This is a genomic window from Marinovum sp. J2-8 (assembly GCF_055808435.1).
This window is the reverse complement of the sequence record NZ_JBVVRZ010000002.1, coordinates 502,754-518,991: the sequence shown is the minus strand read 5'-3', so window position 1 is coordinate 518,991 and position 16,238 is coordinate 502,754. Positions and strand designations below refer to the sequence as shown.

General features: G+C 62.1%; 14 protein-coding genes. 6 read left to right on the top strand and 8 right to left on the bottom strand.

Annotation, left to right across the window (positions count from 1 at the left end; translation table 11 throughout):
* Nucleotides 1–70: 70 nt before the first annotated feature.
* Nucleotides 71–3,145, bottom strand: coding sequence for a hypothetical protein (locus tag AC0L4F_RS08355; RefSeq protein WP_244687290.1), 3,075 nt, complete (start codon nucleotides 3,143–3,145; stop codon nucleotides 71–73).
* Between the two features lie 323 nt (nucleotides 3,146–3,468).
* Here AC0L4F_RS08355 and AC0L4F_RS08350 point away from each other — a divergent pair, with 323 nt between their 5' ends.
* Nucleotides 3,469–4,119: an SIMPL domain-containing protein gene (locus tag AC0L4F_RS08350; protein WP_244687288.1), complete on the top strand. Its 651-nt coding sequence runs from the start codon at nucleotides 3,469–3,471 to the stop codon at nucleotides 4,117–4,119.
* A gap of 74 nt (nucleotides 4,120–4,193) precedes the next feature.
* On the opposite strand, the gene AC0L4F_RS08345 is transcribed toward AC0L4F_RS08350, so the two are convergent.
* From AC0L4F_RS08345 to AC0L4F_RS08335, 3 genes are all read right to left on the bottom strand, one after another.
* Entirely contained in the window at nucleotides 4,194–5,486 is a 1,293-nt protein-coding gene (locus AC0L4F_RS08345) for an O-acetylhomoserine aminocarboxypropyltransferase/cysteine synthase family protein (protein WP_244687286.1), read from the bottom strand.
* 151 nt (nucleotides 5,487–5,637) lie between these two features.
* Nucleotides 5,638–6,273: a ParA family protein gene (locus AC0L4F_RS08340; RefSeq protein WP_244687284.1), complete on the bottom strand. Its 636-nt coding sequence runs from the start codon at nucleotides 6,271–6,273 to the stop codon at nucleotides 5,638–5,640.
* Between the two features lie 73 nt (nucleotides 6,274–6,346).
* A complete protein-coding gene (locus AC0L4F_RS08335; protein ID WP_442920407.1) occupies nucleotides 6,347–7,351 on the bottom strand; it encodes a hypothetical protein in 1,005 nt (334 codons plus the stop codon).
* 173 nt (nucleotides 7,352–7,524) lie between these two features.
* On the opposite strand from AC0L4F_RS08335, the gene AC0L4F_RS08330 reads away from it, so the two are divergent.
* Complete coding sequence (locus AC0L4F_RS08330; protein ID WP_244687280.1) at nucleotides 7,525–8,043, top strand: hypothetical protein; 519 nt, start codon at nucleotides 7,525–7,527, stop codon at nucleotides 8,041–8,043.
* Here the strand turns inward: AC0L4F_RS08330 and AC0L4F_RS08325 are convergent.
* The 3 genes from AC0L4F_RS08325 to AC0L4F_RS08315 all read right to left on the bottom strand — a co-directional run bounded on the left by AC0L4F_RS08325 (nucleotide 8,033) and on the right by AC0L4F_RS08315 (nucleotide 11,061).
* Nucleotides 8,033–9,280 (bottom strand): amidohydrolase family protein, encoded by a 1,248-nt coding sequence (locus AC0L4F_RS08325; RefSeq protein WP_244687278.1) that lies wholly within the window; start codon nucleotides 9,278–9,280, stop codon nucleotides 8,033–8,035. The genes AC0L4F_RS08330 and AC0L4F_RS08325 overlap by 11 nt on opposite strands.
* Nucleotides 9,281–9,423: 143 nt before the next feature.
* Nucleotides 9,424–10,116 (bottom strand): DUF1045 domain-containing protein, encoded by a 693-nt coding sequence (locus tag AC0L4F_RS08320; protein WP_244687276.1) that lies wholly within the window; start codon nucleotides 10,114–10,116, stop codon nucleotides 9,424–9,426.
* Between the two features lie 12 nt (nucleotides 10,117–10,128).
* On the bottom strand, nucleotides 10,129–11,061 hold the full coding sequence (locus AC0L4F_RS08315; protein WP_244687274.1) for a LysR family transcriptional regulator: 933 nt from the start codon (nucleotides 11,059–11,061) through the stop codon (nucleotides 10,129–10,131).
* An 88-nt stretch (nucleotides 11,062–11,149) separates the two neighbouring features.
* On the opposite strand from AC0L4F_RS08315, the gene AC0L4F_RS08310 reads away from it, so the two are divergent.
* Nucleotides 11,150–11,413, top strand: coding sequence for an MDR/zinc-dependent alcohol dehydrogenase-like family protein (locus AC0L4F_RS08310; protein ID WP_244687272.1), 264 nt, complete (start codon nucleotides 11,150–11,152; stop codon nucleotides 11,411–11,413).
* A complete protein-coding gene (locus AC0L4F_RS08305; protein ID WP_244687270.1) occupies nucleotides 11,410–12,120 on the top strand; it encodes an NAD(P)-dependent alcohol dehydrogenase in 711 nt (236 codons plus the stop codon). The genes AC0L4F_RS08310 and AC0L4F_RS08305 overlap by 4 nt, the downstream gene beginning before the upstream one ends.
* A 6-nt stretch (nucleotides 12,121–12,126) precedes the next feature.
* On the opposite strand, the gene AC0L4F_RS08300 is transcribed toward AC0L4F_RS08305, so the two are convergent.
* Nucleotides 12,127–13,191: a LacI family DNA-binding transcriptional regulator gene (locus AC0L4F_RS08300; RefSeq protein ID WP_244687268.1), complete on the bottom strand. Its 1,065-nt coding sequence runs from the start codon at nucleotides 13,189–13,191 to the stop codon at nucleotides 12,127–12,129.
* A 126-nt stretch (nucleotides 13,192–13,317) separates the two neighbouring features.
* On the opposite strand from AC0L4F_RS08300, the gene iolG reads away from it, so the two are divergent.
* Nucleotides 13,318–14,328, top strand: a complete 1,011-nt coding sequence (gene iolG, locus AC0L4F_RS08295; RefSeq protein WP_244687266.1) for an inositol 2-dehydrogenase — start codon at nucleotides 13,318–13,320, stop codon at nucleotides 14,326–14,328.
* Nucleotides 14,325–16,229, top strand: a complete 1,905-nt coding sequence (locus AC0L4F_RS08290; protein ID WP_244687264.1) for a bifunctional 5-dehydro-2-deoxygluconokinase/5-dehydro-2-deoxyphosphogluconate aldolase — start codon at nucleotides 14,325–14,327, stop codon at nucleotides 16,227–16,229. Before iolG ends, AC0L4F_RS08290 begins: the two co-directional genes overlap by 4 nt.
* Nucleotides 16,230–16,238 lie beyond the last annotated feature (9 nt).

Sequence of the window (16,238 nt, the reverse complement as noted above, 5' to 3'; positions counted from 1 at the left end):
CCGTCACATTGGCGCGAGGGGGCTGTGTTCTGTGTCCCGTGCGACGCAGAGCCGCGGGGGGGCAGGCCCGTCAGCCGCGCGGCATGCGCAACACCACGTTGCGCCCGCTTTTGACGTAGTTCAACCGATCTTCATCAATGGCAGAGACGCGACCACCGTCAATCCGGTCGCCGACCTTGACCTTTTGGTAGCGACCATTGGACAGGCGGATCAACGCCCGGCGGCTTGACGGTTTGCCGTATACGCCGATCAGGTTGACGTTGCGCAGATTGATCGCGTTCTTTTGCGTTGCGGCGGTGGCGACGGTGGTTTTCGACGGGATGCGCGGCGTCACGGTGCGCGGGGCAACGGCGGCCGGGGCGGCGGCGGCCACCACCGAATTTGCGGCGTTCTGGGCCGCGCGGTCGACAAGGGTCGCCATGTTGGTCGGTCGGCGGTTGGGTTTGAGAGAGCTTGCCACCGCCAGTTCGCTGGCTTCGATGTCTTTTTCGGCCTCGGTTTTGGCCGGGTCTTGCGCCGGACGCAGTTTCGGACGTTTCTGGCGCAGTTCCTCAAGGCTGATACCGCCCAGATTGGCGCGTTCATTCTGTTCGATCAAATCACCGGGGCGTGGCCGTGGGCGCAGCCCGGCAAGGCTGGGATCTGCTGCGGTTGTTGGCGCGGATGTGTCGGGGGCCGGAGTGGCGCCTGGAATGGGCACCGGCACCGCAGCCGAGGCGGCGGCAATCGCAGCCGCAAGGGCGGCGTTTTCGTCGTCAGAGGCTGGATCGGAGGATTGCGGGTCTTGGCCGGCTTCTGGTGCGGGCAGGGCCGCGGGCGTCACGGATTCCACCCCCGGTCGCAACGGGGCTTTTAACGGCGGCGGCCCAAGCACCAGGGTGAACCCGGCGGGATGCAAGACCCCCTGCGCGGTCGGCTGGATCAAGCCATTGTCGTCAAAGGTAAATCCAGAATCCGCCGGATAGGGATTGATTTGCGTTGGCGGGATCTGATCGGTGTCGGCCTCGCGCTGGGTTGGGATGGCAATGGCATCGCCGACCGCCACATCGGGGTCGATGGAGGCCACGTAAAGTTCGCCAACCAAGGCCTGCTCTGGCTCGTTGGGCGGCATGGGCGCGCGTTGCCAGATGCCGGTCGCCGCATAGCGGGCCTCGGCTTGTTCCGGTGTCAGGGCCTCGGATTCGAAGGGCACCGAGAGGCCATCCACCTGCTCTTCGACAAGATCGCGGCTGAGGCTTGGCAGGCCTTCGCTCAGCGAGGCAATGTTGATGTCAGTCGGGTCTTCGGGGTCAATTTCGCGGGGGAGGTCCGGCAGGGCAAGCGCGGTTGGCGGGATCGCTTCGGGCGGTGCGGCGGCGCTGTCGGGGTCGGTGGTGTCAAGCGCGCTGTCGCGCACGGCGGGCGCGGTGGCGGAGGCCACTGCCGGGCCTTCGACATTGCGCCGGAACAAGGAAGCGAGACCATCGTCCAGAAACAGCGAGGCCCAGGCACTGACCGCGAGTAGGGCCAGGATCAGGGCGGCTGTCAGCATCAGGCCAAGGAACCGGGGTTTGCCGCCGATCTTTTGCTGGCCGCGCGCGCCAAAAACCGTCATTCGGTCGCCTTCGTCCAGCGCGGCGGCGGCTGCGGCGGTCTCTGCCGCTTTCGCGTCGCCGGGCTTGACCTTGGACAGTCGCGCTTTGCGGCTGGGTTTGGCGGGTTTGCCAGGTTTGCCCGGGCTTTGCGCCGCGCCGGTGCGGCGGCTGGCAAAGCCGATGTTTTTGCCAATCCCGGCAGAGGCGCGGGCGATTATCCCGCTGGCGGTGGATGGGGTGGCCTCTGCGGTCGGGGCGGTGGCGGTTGGTGCCGTCGCGGCGATCTGGTCGCTGATGTTGTCGCTGTCGTTATCCCCGTCGTTGTCGGCTTTGGGTTTCGGGCGCATCGTAAACGACGCCCGTGCGCTTGCCGCGATCTCATCCGCCACATCGCGGGGTTTAGGGGGCGATACCGGCGTGTCAGATGCCGGACCGCGCAGGTTTTCGGGCCGCGCTGTCAGATTTTTGCTGGCGCGTGGCGCTGGTGCGTCGCGGTTGGCCCGAATGCTGCTGAATCCCGGCGTTGCAGGTTCCGGCGGCATGGCCGAGACACTTGGTGGCACCTTTGGGCCGGGCGGGGGTGGGGCATTGGGATTGGCAACCGGCACAGCGGGCGGATCTTTGCGGTTGCCTGCGTCTTCCACAGGGCCGGGGCGCTGTTTCTTCTTGAATGAAGGCAGAGGCGGGACGTCTGCCTCGGGCTTGAGCGCCGGGGGGGCTGCTTTGACTTCGGGTGTCTTGGGCGATGTGTCGGTGTCCCGCGCGGCATCAGGTTTCGGCGCTGCGGGTGTCTTGCCTGCGGCCTGACCCTCTGGTTGCGGAGGGGTCTTTGCGGTTGGTGCGCTGGCGGGTTTCGGCGTTGCGGGCTGTGGCGCGGGCGCAGCTGTCTTGGCGTCCGGCTTTGCCTTTACCGGGCGTTCCTCTGTCGGGCGCTCTTTTGGCGCGGCGGGCGCGGCTTTGGCTTTTGGCGGCGCAGGCGTATCTGACTTGGGCGCACTGGCCTCGGGCTTTGCCCGGGGAGTTTCTGGCGCAGGTTTTTCTTGCGCTTGGGGGGCTTGCACCGGGGGGACCGGTTCCGCCAGATCGTCCAGAATGGCAACCGGGGTATCATCCCCCTGGACCGTCATGCCGGGGGTCAGGGTGGTCAGCGCCTTTTGCGTCGGGCCAAAAAACGGCTCGCGCTGGAAACCGGCGTCTTTTGCCACATCCGAGACAAAACCAAGGGGCAGGAAACCATGCAGGATGGCAAATTGCTCTGCCTCGTCAAGTGTTTCCCGCGCCACCGCCGCCACATGGATATGGTCGCCGTCGCGGTGGAAATCATAGACCAAATCGTCAATGGCATAGGGCGTCGCGCCATCAAGCGCGGCTTCGACGGCCTCTGGATTGGAAATCCCCGGCGCAGGTGCGACAATGTCCAGAAACTTCACCTGCTCGGTCGGCAGGATCAATTTGACTTCGCAATCGCCCTTGGTCACGCGTTCGCGCAGGGCGATCAGGGTTTCAGACAAATCCGGCAATTCGGGCGAAACAACACCCAATTGACGCCAGCCATCGCCTGGCCGCGCCATCAGCCGAGGCGCGCCGCAACAGAGCAATCCCGTCAAAGGAAAGCAACAGAGCAAAATCTGGTTTCATCTCTCCGGCTTTCGCACTCCTTCATGGGTCACGCAAGTCTGACCCGTCTTCCACCCATTTTACAGCAGCTTCCTGCCGAGAAAAAGCCGCGACACCATAATGTTACGAACCAGAGGTTGTGCGCCTTCCTGGTCACGCGCATCTTTGTCGCGAATATCGCTTTCATAACATAAAGGCAGTGCTGATGTTGAGACATTTGAGTGTAAGGGCTTTTGTCATCACCTTGATGATTCCCCTGGGGCTGTCGGGGGCGGCCATGGCCGATGATCGTGCACCCCATGTCACAGTGACCGGCGAGGGGCGCGCCACGGCGGTGCCGGACATGGCGACGGTGCATCTTGGCGTGGCACATGAGGCGCGCGAAGCACGTGATGCAATGGCGCAGGTCAACGAAGACATTCAGAAGCTTTTTGCCGCCCTGACCGAGATGGGCATCGCCCCGCGGGATGTTCAGACAAGTTCGCTGCGGCTTGACCCGGTCTGGCGCGACCGCAGCCGGTCCACCCCGCCGGAAACACCGGTGATTGACGGCTTTGTTGCCCAGAATGATCTGACCATTCGGGTGTCGGATATGGCCCGGTTGGGGGATGTGCTTGCGGTGATGCTGGACAGCGGGTCAAACCGGTTTTCCGGCATTTCCTTTGGGCTGCGCGATCCCGGTCCGGTCTTGGATGAGGCCCGCCGTCTTGCGGTGGCGGATGCCCGTGCACGGGCGCAACTTTACGCCGATGCTGCCGGTGTGACGCTGGGCGACATAAGTGAGATTTTCGAGCCCGGCACAGGATCCGCCCCGGGGCCGGTCTTTGCCCGGGCCGAGGCGATGATGGTTGGGGACGGCATGCCGGTTGCGGCGGGAGAGCTGAATTTCAACGCCCAGATCACCATCGTTTATGGTCTTGAAAACTAATCTGGTTCTGAAAACTAAATACGGCCCCGCCTGAAAGGGCGGGACCGTTTTCGCACTCACGAAATGTGCATTGTTCAGGCGGAGGCTTTGGCCAATGCCTGATCAAGATCGGCGATCAGATCTGCGGCATCTTCGATCCCGATGGACAGACGCACCACATCGGGCCCGGCCCCTGCGGCGGTTTGCTGTTCCGCTGTCAGCTGGCGGTGGGTGGTCGATGCGGAATGGATCACCAGGCTGCGGGTGTCCCCAAGATTGGCGACATGGCTGAAAATTTCCAGCGAATCCACGAATTTGACACAGGCGTCATAGCCATCTTTCAACGCAATGGTGAACAGACCGCCGGCGCCCTTGGGGCAAAGCCGCGCTTTGCGCTCGGCATAGGGCGACGTCGGCAGACCGGCATAGGTCACAGCCGCAACCGCGTCGTGGCCTTCCAGCCATGCGGCGATCTTTTCCGCGTTTTGCACATGGCGTTCCATCCGCAACGACAGCGTTTCAATGCCCATCAGCGTGTAATGCGCCGCCTGTGGATTGAGCGTCATGCCCAGATCGCGCAACCCGATGGCAATGCCGTGGAAGGTGAAGGCCAGCGGGCCAAAGGTTTCCGCAAAGGTCAGCCCGTGATAGGCGGGCTCCGGTGCGCTGAGAGACGGGAATTTGTCGGATGCGGACCAGTCGAATTTGCCTGAATCCACGACCACGCCGCCGGTCACAGTGCCGTTGCCGGTCAGATATTTGGTCATCGAATGCACGACAAGCGTCGCGCCATGGTCGATCGGCTTGCACAGATAGGGCGTGGCCGATGTGTTGTCGACGATCAGCGGAATGCCCGCCGCATCGGCCACTTTGGCCGCCGCTGCAATGTCGGTGATATAGCCGCCGGGGTTGGCCACGGATTTACAGAACACCGCGCGGGTGTCGTCATCAATCGCTGCTGCAACCGCATCCATATCGTCGAAATCGACAAATTTCGCCGACCAGCCAAAGCGTTTGATTGTCTGGCTGAACTGGGTGATCGAACCGCCATAAAGCCGGGTCGACACCACCACATTCAAACCGGGCCCCATCAGCGGAAACAGCGCCATGATCTGGGCCGCGTGCCCCGACGAACAGCAGACGGCACCCACACCACCTTCGAGCGTGGCAAGACGTTCCTGAAGGGCGGCCACAGTCGGGTTGGTCAGGCGGGAATAGATATATCCGACTTCCTGAAGGTTAAACAGCGCCGCCGCATGTTCCGCATCGCGGAACACATAGGCCGTTGTTTGGTAAATCGGTATCTGACGTGCGCCGGTGGCGGGGTCGGGGCGGGCACCGGCGTGGATTTGCAGCGTGTCAAAGCCGTATTGCGGGGCGTCGGTCATGGGATCCTCCTTCGGGAATTTTGCCGGAGGGTATGCAGAGGCGGCACCATTTTCCAGCCCTGGAATCAGCTATCTGATGTTTTTCCGCTGCTAAAATATGCAGTTCACCCTTTGCCTGCCCGGATTGCCGCCAATTTCGCGAGCGCGCCGATCAGGATGCTTTGGCGAGGATGACGTCCAGCACCGGTTTCCACTGGTCCTGCATTACCCGAAATGGTTTCTGGGTCCGGTCAAAGACCGACAGGCCCTGACGCGCCAAATCACCATAGATCGTGCGGTCGGAAATACAGGCCAGCGGCGGTTGCTCCATCGAGTTACAAAACCGCATGAGGTCGCGGCGGCTGCGCGAGAAGCTGCGCAATCGGTTGGCGATCACCTCAATTCGTGCCTTGCCCTTGCGGATGCGTTTGAGGTCACGCAGGGATTTCAGGAACCGCTTGGTCGCATCTTCGTCAATCCAGGACGCGGTCAGGGGCACAAGGATCAAATCCGCCATCTTGACCAGATCAGCGGCGTCTGCCGGATCAATGCTGCCGGGGGCATCAACAATAAGGTATTCGGCGGTTTTCGGCGCAGTGCCAAGTTCGCGCGCATTGGTCCAGTCGCGTCGTTTGATTGGCGGATTGCCCAGGTTGCGCCGTTTCAGCCAGTTAAACGACGACTTTTGAACATCCGCATCCGCCAATGCCACCCGCCGCCCCAGATTGGCCAGCGCGCCCGCCAGGGTGATCGAGGTGATCGTTTTGCCTGTGCCGCCTTTTGGGTTCACGACGAGAATGGTTTTCAACCTTACAGCTCCTTGGTTTCCAAAGTGGGCTATGTATATTTAATGTATATACTTGTTCAACCCGAAAATTGCCCTAGCGCATCCAGAAACCTTCGCGCCGGATCTTGTTGCGGATTGCCTGTTCCCGTTTGGGCAGATCGTTCTGATCAAACAGATCGCGCACCTTTTGGCCGCGCCCCTGATAGATCATCCGCAGGGCGGGTTCATATTCCTTCAGCCGTTTTTTGACCTTATGCGGTCCGGTGATAATGTCGATCGTGTCAAGAACATGTTGGCCCTCGCGGGCGTAAAGCATTGGCAGAAAACGATAATGACACGAATGGCTGCCATCCAGCATTCCCGCAGGAAGGGTGTCGCGCCCGCCGCCAAAGGAATGAATGACCAGCGGCAGCGCCACCTGATCCAGCCAGGGGTCCATGGTCTGGCACACCAGTTCCGCCGGGGGATCGTCGCGGATGGTCAGCGCATATTCCAGAAACCGCTCGCCAAACAATTTTGGGCATTTGTAAAAGAAGAAACCGGCGTTGAAATAGAGATAGCGTTGCCAATATTCATCCGGTTGCCCCAGGTCGAGCGAGCTTTGGAAATCCAGACCAAAGCGGTCATAAAGCGATTTCCAGATCGCCGAATAGCCGGGGCCATAGAGTTCGATTTTCGGCCAGGTGCCTTCGCGGCGCATGGATGCGGTCGGGCGGTCAAAGTCGAACGGCACCTCACGCAGATCGCCGGTGATCAGGGTGTCGGTGTCGAAAAACACAAACGGCTCACCCTCGGGCAGGGCGGCAAGGGCCTCGATCTTGTTGCCATAGGGGTAGTCATGGCCGAAATGCCGGTTCTCGAACGGAAGGAATTCGACACCAAATTCGACCAACAGGTTGCGAAGGTCTTCGTTCTTGATGCGTGGGTTGTTGGGCCAGAGCGGACCGGGTTGCGGTTCGGCGAGGAAAAGCCGCCCGCGAAAGCCGCGGTTGTAGTAGCGAAACGAGGCCGCGAACAACAGCGCCTCATATTGCAGACGGCCGGATTGGCCGACGATTACGATGTTGAACGGCGTATCTGCGATAGGTTGCATTGTCATTGCCTGGCTGCCCCTGGTTGCTTTTGGGTCTTTTGTTGTCGACTATAGGCGGGAATGGCGCGGGTCTAAAGGCGCTTGGTCACAGGTTGGTGCCGAGTTTGACCTGTGCAGTCTGCATTCCTGTCGAATGGGTCGCAATGCCATAGTGGTTTCAATAATTCGGGGGAAAAGACATGCATTTCATTCTGGTCTTGATTGCACTGCTGGCCAATGGCGGTTCCGGGCCGGGGGCGGGTGACACTCCGGGGGCTGACGCGGATGGCGGAAACCGGGTGGACCCGGCCGAAAGCGCCGCGATCATAGCCCCGGAACCTGTGGCCGAACCGCAGGAACCCACCGGGCGCTTTACCACCGCAACAGAGGTGCGGCCGATCCTGAACGCGACAAAGGCCAATTGGGTTGCGGTGCGCGAATATGAGGGGCGCGATCTGGTGTATTTCACCCATCTGCTCAGCTGGCGTTGCGGGTTGATTGGTCTGGAATATGCGATCAACGATGGCCCGGTTGAGGCGTTTTCGCTGCCCGATTGCCATGAGGATACCGGCGCGCCGAACGCGTTGTTGCCGGCGGATGGTCTGCCGTATGTGTCCTTTGGTTTGCAAACTGTGGACAAGATCCGCATTCACATCACCTATGACGACCTCGCCCGCGATACGATTGTGGTGGCGCGCAACGGCGTGCTTATTCCGTAATTGGCTGTGTTTCGCCGGGCGCGGTCGTGTCGTCCGGTGCCGGTGTGACAGCAACTGGGCCGATCGGGTCAACGGCGCGGCGCAGGTTCGGGACCGCCCCAAACCAGACGTCGCGATTTGGCGGCGCAATGTTGGTGGGGGCAATGTTGGCAGAGGCAATGCAGGACGGGGCGATGCAGGATGGCGCAATGTCGGGCGCGCGCCAGACCCAGCGGCCCTGCGCCATGGTGGCGGCGATGCGGCGGCTGGCGCGGTGCAGCACCACCAGATCGGCCCGCGCCCCAGGTACAAGAACCCCGCGATCCAGTAATCCCATGGTCTGGGCCGGGCGGGCTGAAATCAGGGACCAGGCCCCGGCCAAAGGCAGGGTGCCGGTGTCCCACAGATGCAGCGCGGCGCGGTGCATCGTCTCGGGGGCGCCGTCTGAAATCAATGCATCACACATGCCGCCGGTGATCATGTCACGTGCCACTGGCGCGCCCGGCTGGTCCGGGCCGTTCATCACGCCGCGTGCCGGCATCAGCACCGGATCGCCCCAGGCCCGTGCCACCGCCGCCGCGCCCACCGCCTCTGGCGCGGCGCAAATCTTGGCGCCCATCATCGCCAGCCGCTCGCGGCTCTGGCCGTCGCGGTCGCCGTAGCTGCCGGAGCGGACGTTCAGCACGTCAAAAGCATGCGCCAGATTGCACAGGTGGCGATGCACCTCATCGCCGCGGGCGCGCAAACCTTCGGCAATGCGGCGCAATTCATCGTCCGACGGCAGGGCCGGGGTGTTGACGTGATCGACAAACAGCACAGCATCAATGTCATACTGGCGCAGCAGCGTCAGGAACCGGTGTTCGCTGTCCATCATATGGATGTCACTGCGCAACATGATGCGAAGATCAGAGGTCATGCGCGCCTGATAGGATGCCATCCCCAACAGCAGGGCCTCGGCGAAATCCGGGCTTTTGGCCCCGCCTTGCCAGCCCCAGTCCTGTGCCAGCCACCCGGTGGTGACCCCCCGGGACAGAAGGTCATGTTCGACTTCTGGCAGATTGGGCAGGCTGTTGGACACCGGCGCGCGGGCGTGAAGGTCGACAATCCCCGGCAGAATATCATACCCGGTCATGTCGATCTCACGCGCGGGGCCATTGCTGATGTGTCCATCGGCAATGGTCAGGGCATGATCTTCCAACCCTGAGTTATGTAAGATACGGGCGCCGGTAAGACGCACGGGAAAAGAAAGAACGGACATGGACCTGCTCGCGGTTCCTGGTAGACCCGAAGCTAGGAGCGCATTGTTTCGGCAAGGTGACAGATTGTCGGAAATTGCGTGAATTTAGGTTAATTTCCATGGACTTCACGCGGAATTATGTGCTGCGGCGCGGCGTTGACCTTTTATCCTGTCAATTGCGCACGCCGGATCATGTGAAACCGCCCTGTTTCGCGGTCACCGCCAAGCAGCGACAGCGCGTCAATCTGAAACGGCGCAGTCAGATGCGGGGTCAGATGGGCGGTCAGGGCCGCTGTAGTTGTGTCGATCTTATCCCGCCGCAGGGGGCCGGTCAACGTGATATGAAAGCGGAAATCATCCATCACATAGGGGTATCCCCATGTGTCGAGATTGCTTTCCTGGGTCGGGCTGAGCCGGGCTTGCCGACGGCGGGCCAGTTCGTCGGCATTGGGTGGCGCGCGAAAGCCGTCAAAGTGGCGCACGCAATCTGCGGCCAGATCTGACAGGGCGGCGGTGTCGCCCACGGGGGTCAGCGCCAGAAAGCTGCCAATGCGGGTGATCGCCAACCCGTCGAGGGCAACAGGCGCCCGGGTGGCCGCGAAGGCCGCGACTGCGGCTTCCAGCGCCTCGGCGTCCTGGGCATCTGGACCGGTGGCCAAATGAAACGGCGGTTTGAGCGTGGCATGCGCGCCGTATTTGCGCGGACGTTCGGTCAGCTCTGCCGCCGGGCGCGGCAGGTTCGCCAGATCCGGGTGGCTGCGCGCGGTGCCGGTGATGGGATCCCAGCCCAACCAATCGGCCAAAACCTCGGCCAGGGGACCGGTCGGGGTGAAGTAGAGCGCATAGCGGGCAAACATCAAATGCTCCTGTCAGGTTTGGTCAAATTCGTCGCCGGACGCCAGACGCGCCCGCAAATGCCGTTCCAATGTGTCCCAGACCAATCGAATGCGGCGGGATGATTGCACTTCGCGGTGGGCCACCAACCATACTGGATAGGTGATCGGGCCAAAGCCCGGCAGAAGCCGCTCCATCCCCGGTGTCGATTGGCCAAGGAAATCCGGCGCAATGCCAATCGCCACGCCCTGGGTCGCCAATTGCCAATGCACCAGATGGTTGTCGCTGCGAATGGTCAGCATCTCGCGCGTCAGGTGGATGTCAAATCCGGCAAAGGCTGCAATCATCTGATCCGCCGTATCCATTGCCACGAAATCATGCCCGGCCAGATCGTCCAGACCCTGTGGCGTGCCGCGCCGTGCCAGATAGGCGTCGGAGGCATAAAACCAACCGGTGTCATTGGCGATCCGTTTCCCGATCAGAACCGGATCTTCTGGTTCGGTGTTGCGAATGGCGACATCCGCCTCGCGGCGGCGCAGATCGGTCACGGCATTGGTTGCGGAAATTTCGATGTCCAGACCCGGCGCGGTGTCGCGCAATTCGGCAATCACCGGCGGCAGAAGATAGGCGGCATAGATCTCGGATGCGGTGATGGTGACCTGACCGGCGATCACCTGGCTTTGGCCCGAGGCCGCCAGCGACACCTGGGTCGCGGCGTCGCCCATCGCGCGGACGTGGTCGATCAATTCCAACCCCGAGGGCGTCAGCTCCAATCCGCGCCCGGTGCGTTCGAACAGCGCGACGCCAAGCTCGTCTTCCAGCGCGTTGACCTGCCGCCCCAATGTCGGCTGAGCCATGCCAAGGGCGCGGGCCGCAGCCGAAAGCGACCCTTCCTCGGCGGTGACAAGGAACGCCCGCGCGCGGTTCCAATCGAATTTGATGCTGCGCCAATCCATGCGAAACCGCATAACAGCCCTGCTGGATTGGTCAATTCCTATGATGCCGACCCAGGGCTATCTTTGCCGCAATCAGAGGGTTTGAAACAGGAGGCCGGCGATGAAAGCGGCAGTGTATTTTGAATACGGTGACAGCAATGTGGTCAGCATCGCGGATCGCCCGCGCCCCGCGCCCGGCCCGGGTGAAATTTTGGTGAAAGTGGCCCATGGCAGCGTAACAACCGCGGATTGGCGGCTGCGCGCGGCGGCCTTTCCCGGTGTTCTGGCGGTGCCGGGGCGGTTGATGTTTGGGCTGCGCCGCCCGCGCCAGCCGGTGCTGGGCAGCGAATTTGCCGCCATGTCGTGGCGCTGGGCGAGGGCGTGAGCGATTTCGGAGAAGGTCAGGCGGTGTTCGGGTTTGTCATGTCCGGCGCCCATGCGGAATATCTGGTGGTGCGTGCCGATGGCGCGGTCCTGCCGGTGCCAAAGGGGCTGGAGCTGCGCGATGCGGCGGCCCTGCCGTTTGGGGGAGTGTCGGCGCTGGTGTTCCTGCGCGATTATGCCCGGGTCAAGCCGGGGCAAAAGGTGCTGATCATCGGCGCTTCGGGCGGTGTGGGGGCCTATGCGGTGCAGATCGCCCGGATCATGGGGGCAGAGGTGACCGGCGTTGCCTCTGGCGGGAACGAAGCATTGGTGCGCGATCTGGGGGCGGTGGAATTTGTCGATTACCGTCAACAGGATCTGGGCGCTTTGGCGACACGGTTTGACAGTGTGATTGATACCGTGGGCGTGGTCCGTTTTGGCCAAATCAAACATCTGCTGACAGCCAATGGCGTCTTTGTGCCGTTGAACTTTGGCCTGCGTGAAATCCGCCAGGCGCTTGTCAGTGCGCTGTTCGGCGGGCGGCGGGTGCGCATCGGGGTCAGTGGTGACACCAAAGCGGATCTTGCGGTTCTGGGCCGCTGGGTCACGGACGGGCAATTGCGCCCGGTGGTCGACCGTCGCTTTGCGCTTAGCGATATTCGCGCCGCCCATGCGCATGTAGAGGGGCGGCATCGCAAGGGCGCGGTGCTTCTGGATATGGTGGCGTGATGGGGCTCAGGCGCTGGACCGCGGGATGAGCTGGCCGGTAAAGGCCTGAAGCGCCAGATCGCCGCGCTGGTTCTGCACCACCTGGACCAGCGCCTCGGCCATTTCGGTCATGGGCTGGCGATAGGTGGTCAGGTCATAGATTGGCGTGCCCGCCAAGGGCACATCGTCAAAGCCGGTGATCGCAATGTCCCCCGGCACCGACAGGCCCAATTCATGGCGCACCGCATCCATTGCGCCAATCGCCATCGCGTCGTTTTCGGCGACAATCACATCCGGCAGGGTCGGGCGTGGCCGCGATCGCAGGGTCTCGGTCACAACCTGATAGGCGCGTGTCGGATCATAAGATCCGACATCGGCCACTTCGGGCGCCGTACCAAAACGTTCCTGCCACAGCGCGACAAAGGTTTCCTTGCGGAACACATGCGCTGATCCGGTGTTGGGCCCGGCCAGAAACAAGGGCCGCCGATAGCCGCGCGAAATCACGTAATCGGTGATGCTGCGCATGGCGACCACATCATCAACACAGATCGAAATGGTATCGGCATTGCCCGAGGCACGGGCAAACAGGATCAGTTTCTTGACCCGGCGTGCGCCAAGCGCGGTGTGCAGGATCGTGTCATCAAAATTCACCCCGATCAGCACCGCCGCATCGACCCGCCGCTGGCTGGCATTCAGCAGGGCGGTGGGCGCGTCTTCGGTGCCAAGCGTATTGACCAGAAGCGTGTCGATCCCGGCCCGGCGCATTACGGCGGTCAGCCGTTCCAGCATCACCAGCTTGTGCGGATTGTTGAAATCATCCACCAGAACCGCCACCAGGTTGGACCGTTCCGACGCCAGGGACGAGGCCAGAAGATCGGGCACATACCCCAGTTGCTCGGCCGCCTTCATCACCTTGGCGCGGGTCTTTTCCGACACGGATGCATTCATCTTGAAGGCGCGGGTCACGGTCCAGCGCGACACGCCTGCGATCTCGGCAACATCATCGGCCGTCACCGGTCCATTGGGGTTCACACGTCTGTTTGGCACCCGGGCGGCGGCGTCACTTGTTGGGGGATCAGATTTGTGCGGCACGCTGCGTTCCTTGGGTTGCGGGCATAGGTAACCACATTCTGCACGCGCGTGCAACTTAACCTTGCACGCGCGTGCAGGGTTTGCCATCTTGCCGCCAGTCACGTCAGAATTCGCAGGGAGAGCAGGATGTTGAAAGTCGGTCTTTTGGGGGCGGGGCGGATTGGCAATGTGCATGCGCGCGCCATTACGGCGCATGGCGGCAGCACCCTTGTTGCGGTGTCGGATGTATTCACGGAAAACGCCGACAGGCTGGCGGCGGAATTTAACTGTGATGCGCGCAGTTCCGAGGAGATCATTGCAGATCCGGCGATTGAAGCCGTTTTGATCGCCACCTCGACCGACACCCATTCCGACCTGATCGAAGCGGCCACAGCGGCGGGCAAGGCGGTGTTGTGCGAAAAGCCGGTCGATCTTTCGCTGGCGCGTGCGCAGGCCTGTCTGGCGGCCACCAGGGACAGCGGTAGGCCGGTAATGATCGGGTTCAACCGGCGGTTCGATCCCAACTTTGGCGCGTTGAAAACCGCATTGGACGCGGGCGAGATTGGCAAGGCCGAGCTGTTGTCGATCACCTCTTTCGATCCGGCGCCGCCGCCGGTCAGCTATATCAAGGTGTCCGGTGGGCTGTTCCGCGACATGATGATCCATGATTTCGACATGGCGAATTTCCTGATGGGCGATGCGCCGGTCACCATCAGCGCGGTTGGCACGTCAGTTGTCGATCCGGCGATTGGTGCGGCGGGGGATGTCGATACGGCCGTTGTCACCCTGACCTATGGTGATGGGCGCATCGCGGTGATCAAGAATTCCCGGCGTGCGGTCTATGGCTATGATCAGCGGGTTGAATTGTTGGGCTCGGACGGTTTGCTACAGGCGCAGAACATGCTGGAAAATACCGTGGTGAAATCGACCACGGCGGGCGTGACCGGGGCCAAACCCACCTATTTCTTTCTGGAACGCTACATGCCGGCCTATGTGGCGGAATGGGATGCTTTTGTGACGGCGGTGACAACCGGCGGTGCGCTGCCGGTTGATCTGGCGGACGGGGTTGCCGCGCTGGCCATGGCCGAGGCCGCAACCAAATCCAGGGCAATTGGCGTTCCGGTGGCTTTGGCCGAAATACTGGGGGCGGCGCAATGACCAAGGCGCTGGACCTGATCACCATTGGGCGGTCGTCGGTCGATCTGTACGGTGCCCAGATCGGCGGGCGGCTGGAGGACATGCGGTCGTTTGACAAATACATCGGCGGCTCGCCCACCAATATCGCGGCTGGCACGGCGCGGTTGGGCCTGAAATCGGCGCTGATCACCGGGGTGGGCGACGAACATATGGGGCGCTTCATTCGCGAAGAGCTGGTGCGCGAAGGCGTCGATGTACGGGGCGTGAAAACCGACCCGGAGCGGCTGACCGCGCTGGTGCTGCTGGGCATTCGCGATCAGGAACAATTTCCGCTGATCTTCTACCGCGAAAACTGTGCTGACATGGGCCTGACCGAGGCTGACATCGACCCGGATTTCATCCGCGAGGCGCGCGCCGTTGTGTCGACCGGCACGCATCTCAGCAACCCTCAGGTCGAGGCCGCGACGCTCAAGGCGCTGAACATCGCCCGCGATGCGGGGATGCAGACCGCGTTGGATATTGATTACCGCCCGAACCTTTGGGGGGTGGCGGGCCATGGCGATGGCGAGAGCCGCTTTGTCGAAAGCGCCGCTGTCACGGCCAAGCTGCAATCGACATTGCATCTGTTTGACCTGATCGTCGGGACCGAGGAAGAATTCCATATCGCGGGCGGCACCACCGATACCATTGCCGCGCTGCGGGCGGTGCGTGCGGTTTCGGGCGCGACGCTGGTGTGTAAACGTGGCGCTGCGGGGGCGGTGGCCTTTACCGGTGATATTCCCGACAATCTCGATGATGGCGAGGCCGGTCCCGGCTTTCCGATCGAGGTGTTCAATGTGCTGGGGGCCGGCGATGGTTTCATGTCCGGTCTGCTCAAGGGGTGGCTGGACGGTGAAAACTGGCCCACTGCGCTGAAATACGCCAATGCCTGTGGCGCCTTTGCGGTGTCGCGCCATGGCTGTACCCCGGCCTATCCCAGTTGGGAGGAGATGCAGTTCTTCTTTGATCGCGGCATTGATAACCCGGCATTGCGTCATGATGCCGAGCTGGAGCAAGTGCATTGGGCCACCAACCGCAAGGCCGATTGGTCCAATATCCGCATCTTTGCCTATGATCACCGCATGCAGCTGGAGGATCTGGACGGCGCGACCAAGGACAAGATCGGGCAGTTCAAGCAGCTCTGTCTTGCAGCCACCCAAAAGGTGGCGGGCGATCAGCCGGGCTATGGTCTGCTCTGCGATGGCCGTCTGGGGCGGGATGCGCTCTATCAAACCGCCGGAACCGGGCTTTGGGTTGGGCGTCCGGTTGAATGGCCGGGGTCGCGTCCGCTTGTTCTGGAACCGGAAATCGGGCCGGATTTTGGCGGGTTGGTCGAATGGCCGCGTGATCAGGTGGTCAAGGTTCTGTGCTTTGCCCATCCCGACGATGATGACGCGATGTGGGCCAGCCACGAACAAACCGTGCTGCGCCTGTTCCATGCCTGTCGCCGCAATGATCTGGAGTTTCTGCTCGAGGTGATCCCGTCGAAATGCGGCCCCGTAGAAGACGACACAACCGCGCGGGTGATCCAGCGATTCTATGACCTTGGGATCTATCCCGATTGGTGGAAGCTGGAGCCGATGCTGACGCCGGAGGCCTGGACCATCACCTGTGATACCATTGTGAAAAACGACGCCAACACGCGGGGGATCGTGATTCTGGGGCTTGGCGAAAGCGAAGACAAACTGGCGGCCAGTTTCCGGATCGCGGCGCAATATCCGCTGGTCAAAGGCTTCGCCGTCGGGCGGACGATCTTTGCCGAAAGTGCCGCAAAATGGATGAAAGGCGCGCTTGGCGATGCCGATGCCGTCAACACCATGGCGGATAATTTCGCGCGGCTCTGTGACCATTGGGACAACGCCAAGAAAAGCGCGCGCAGCTGACGCGGGCAG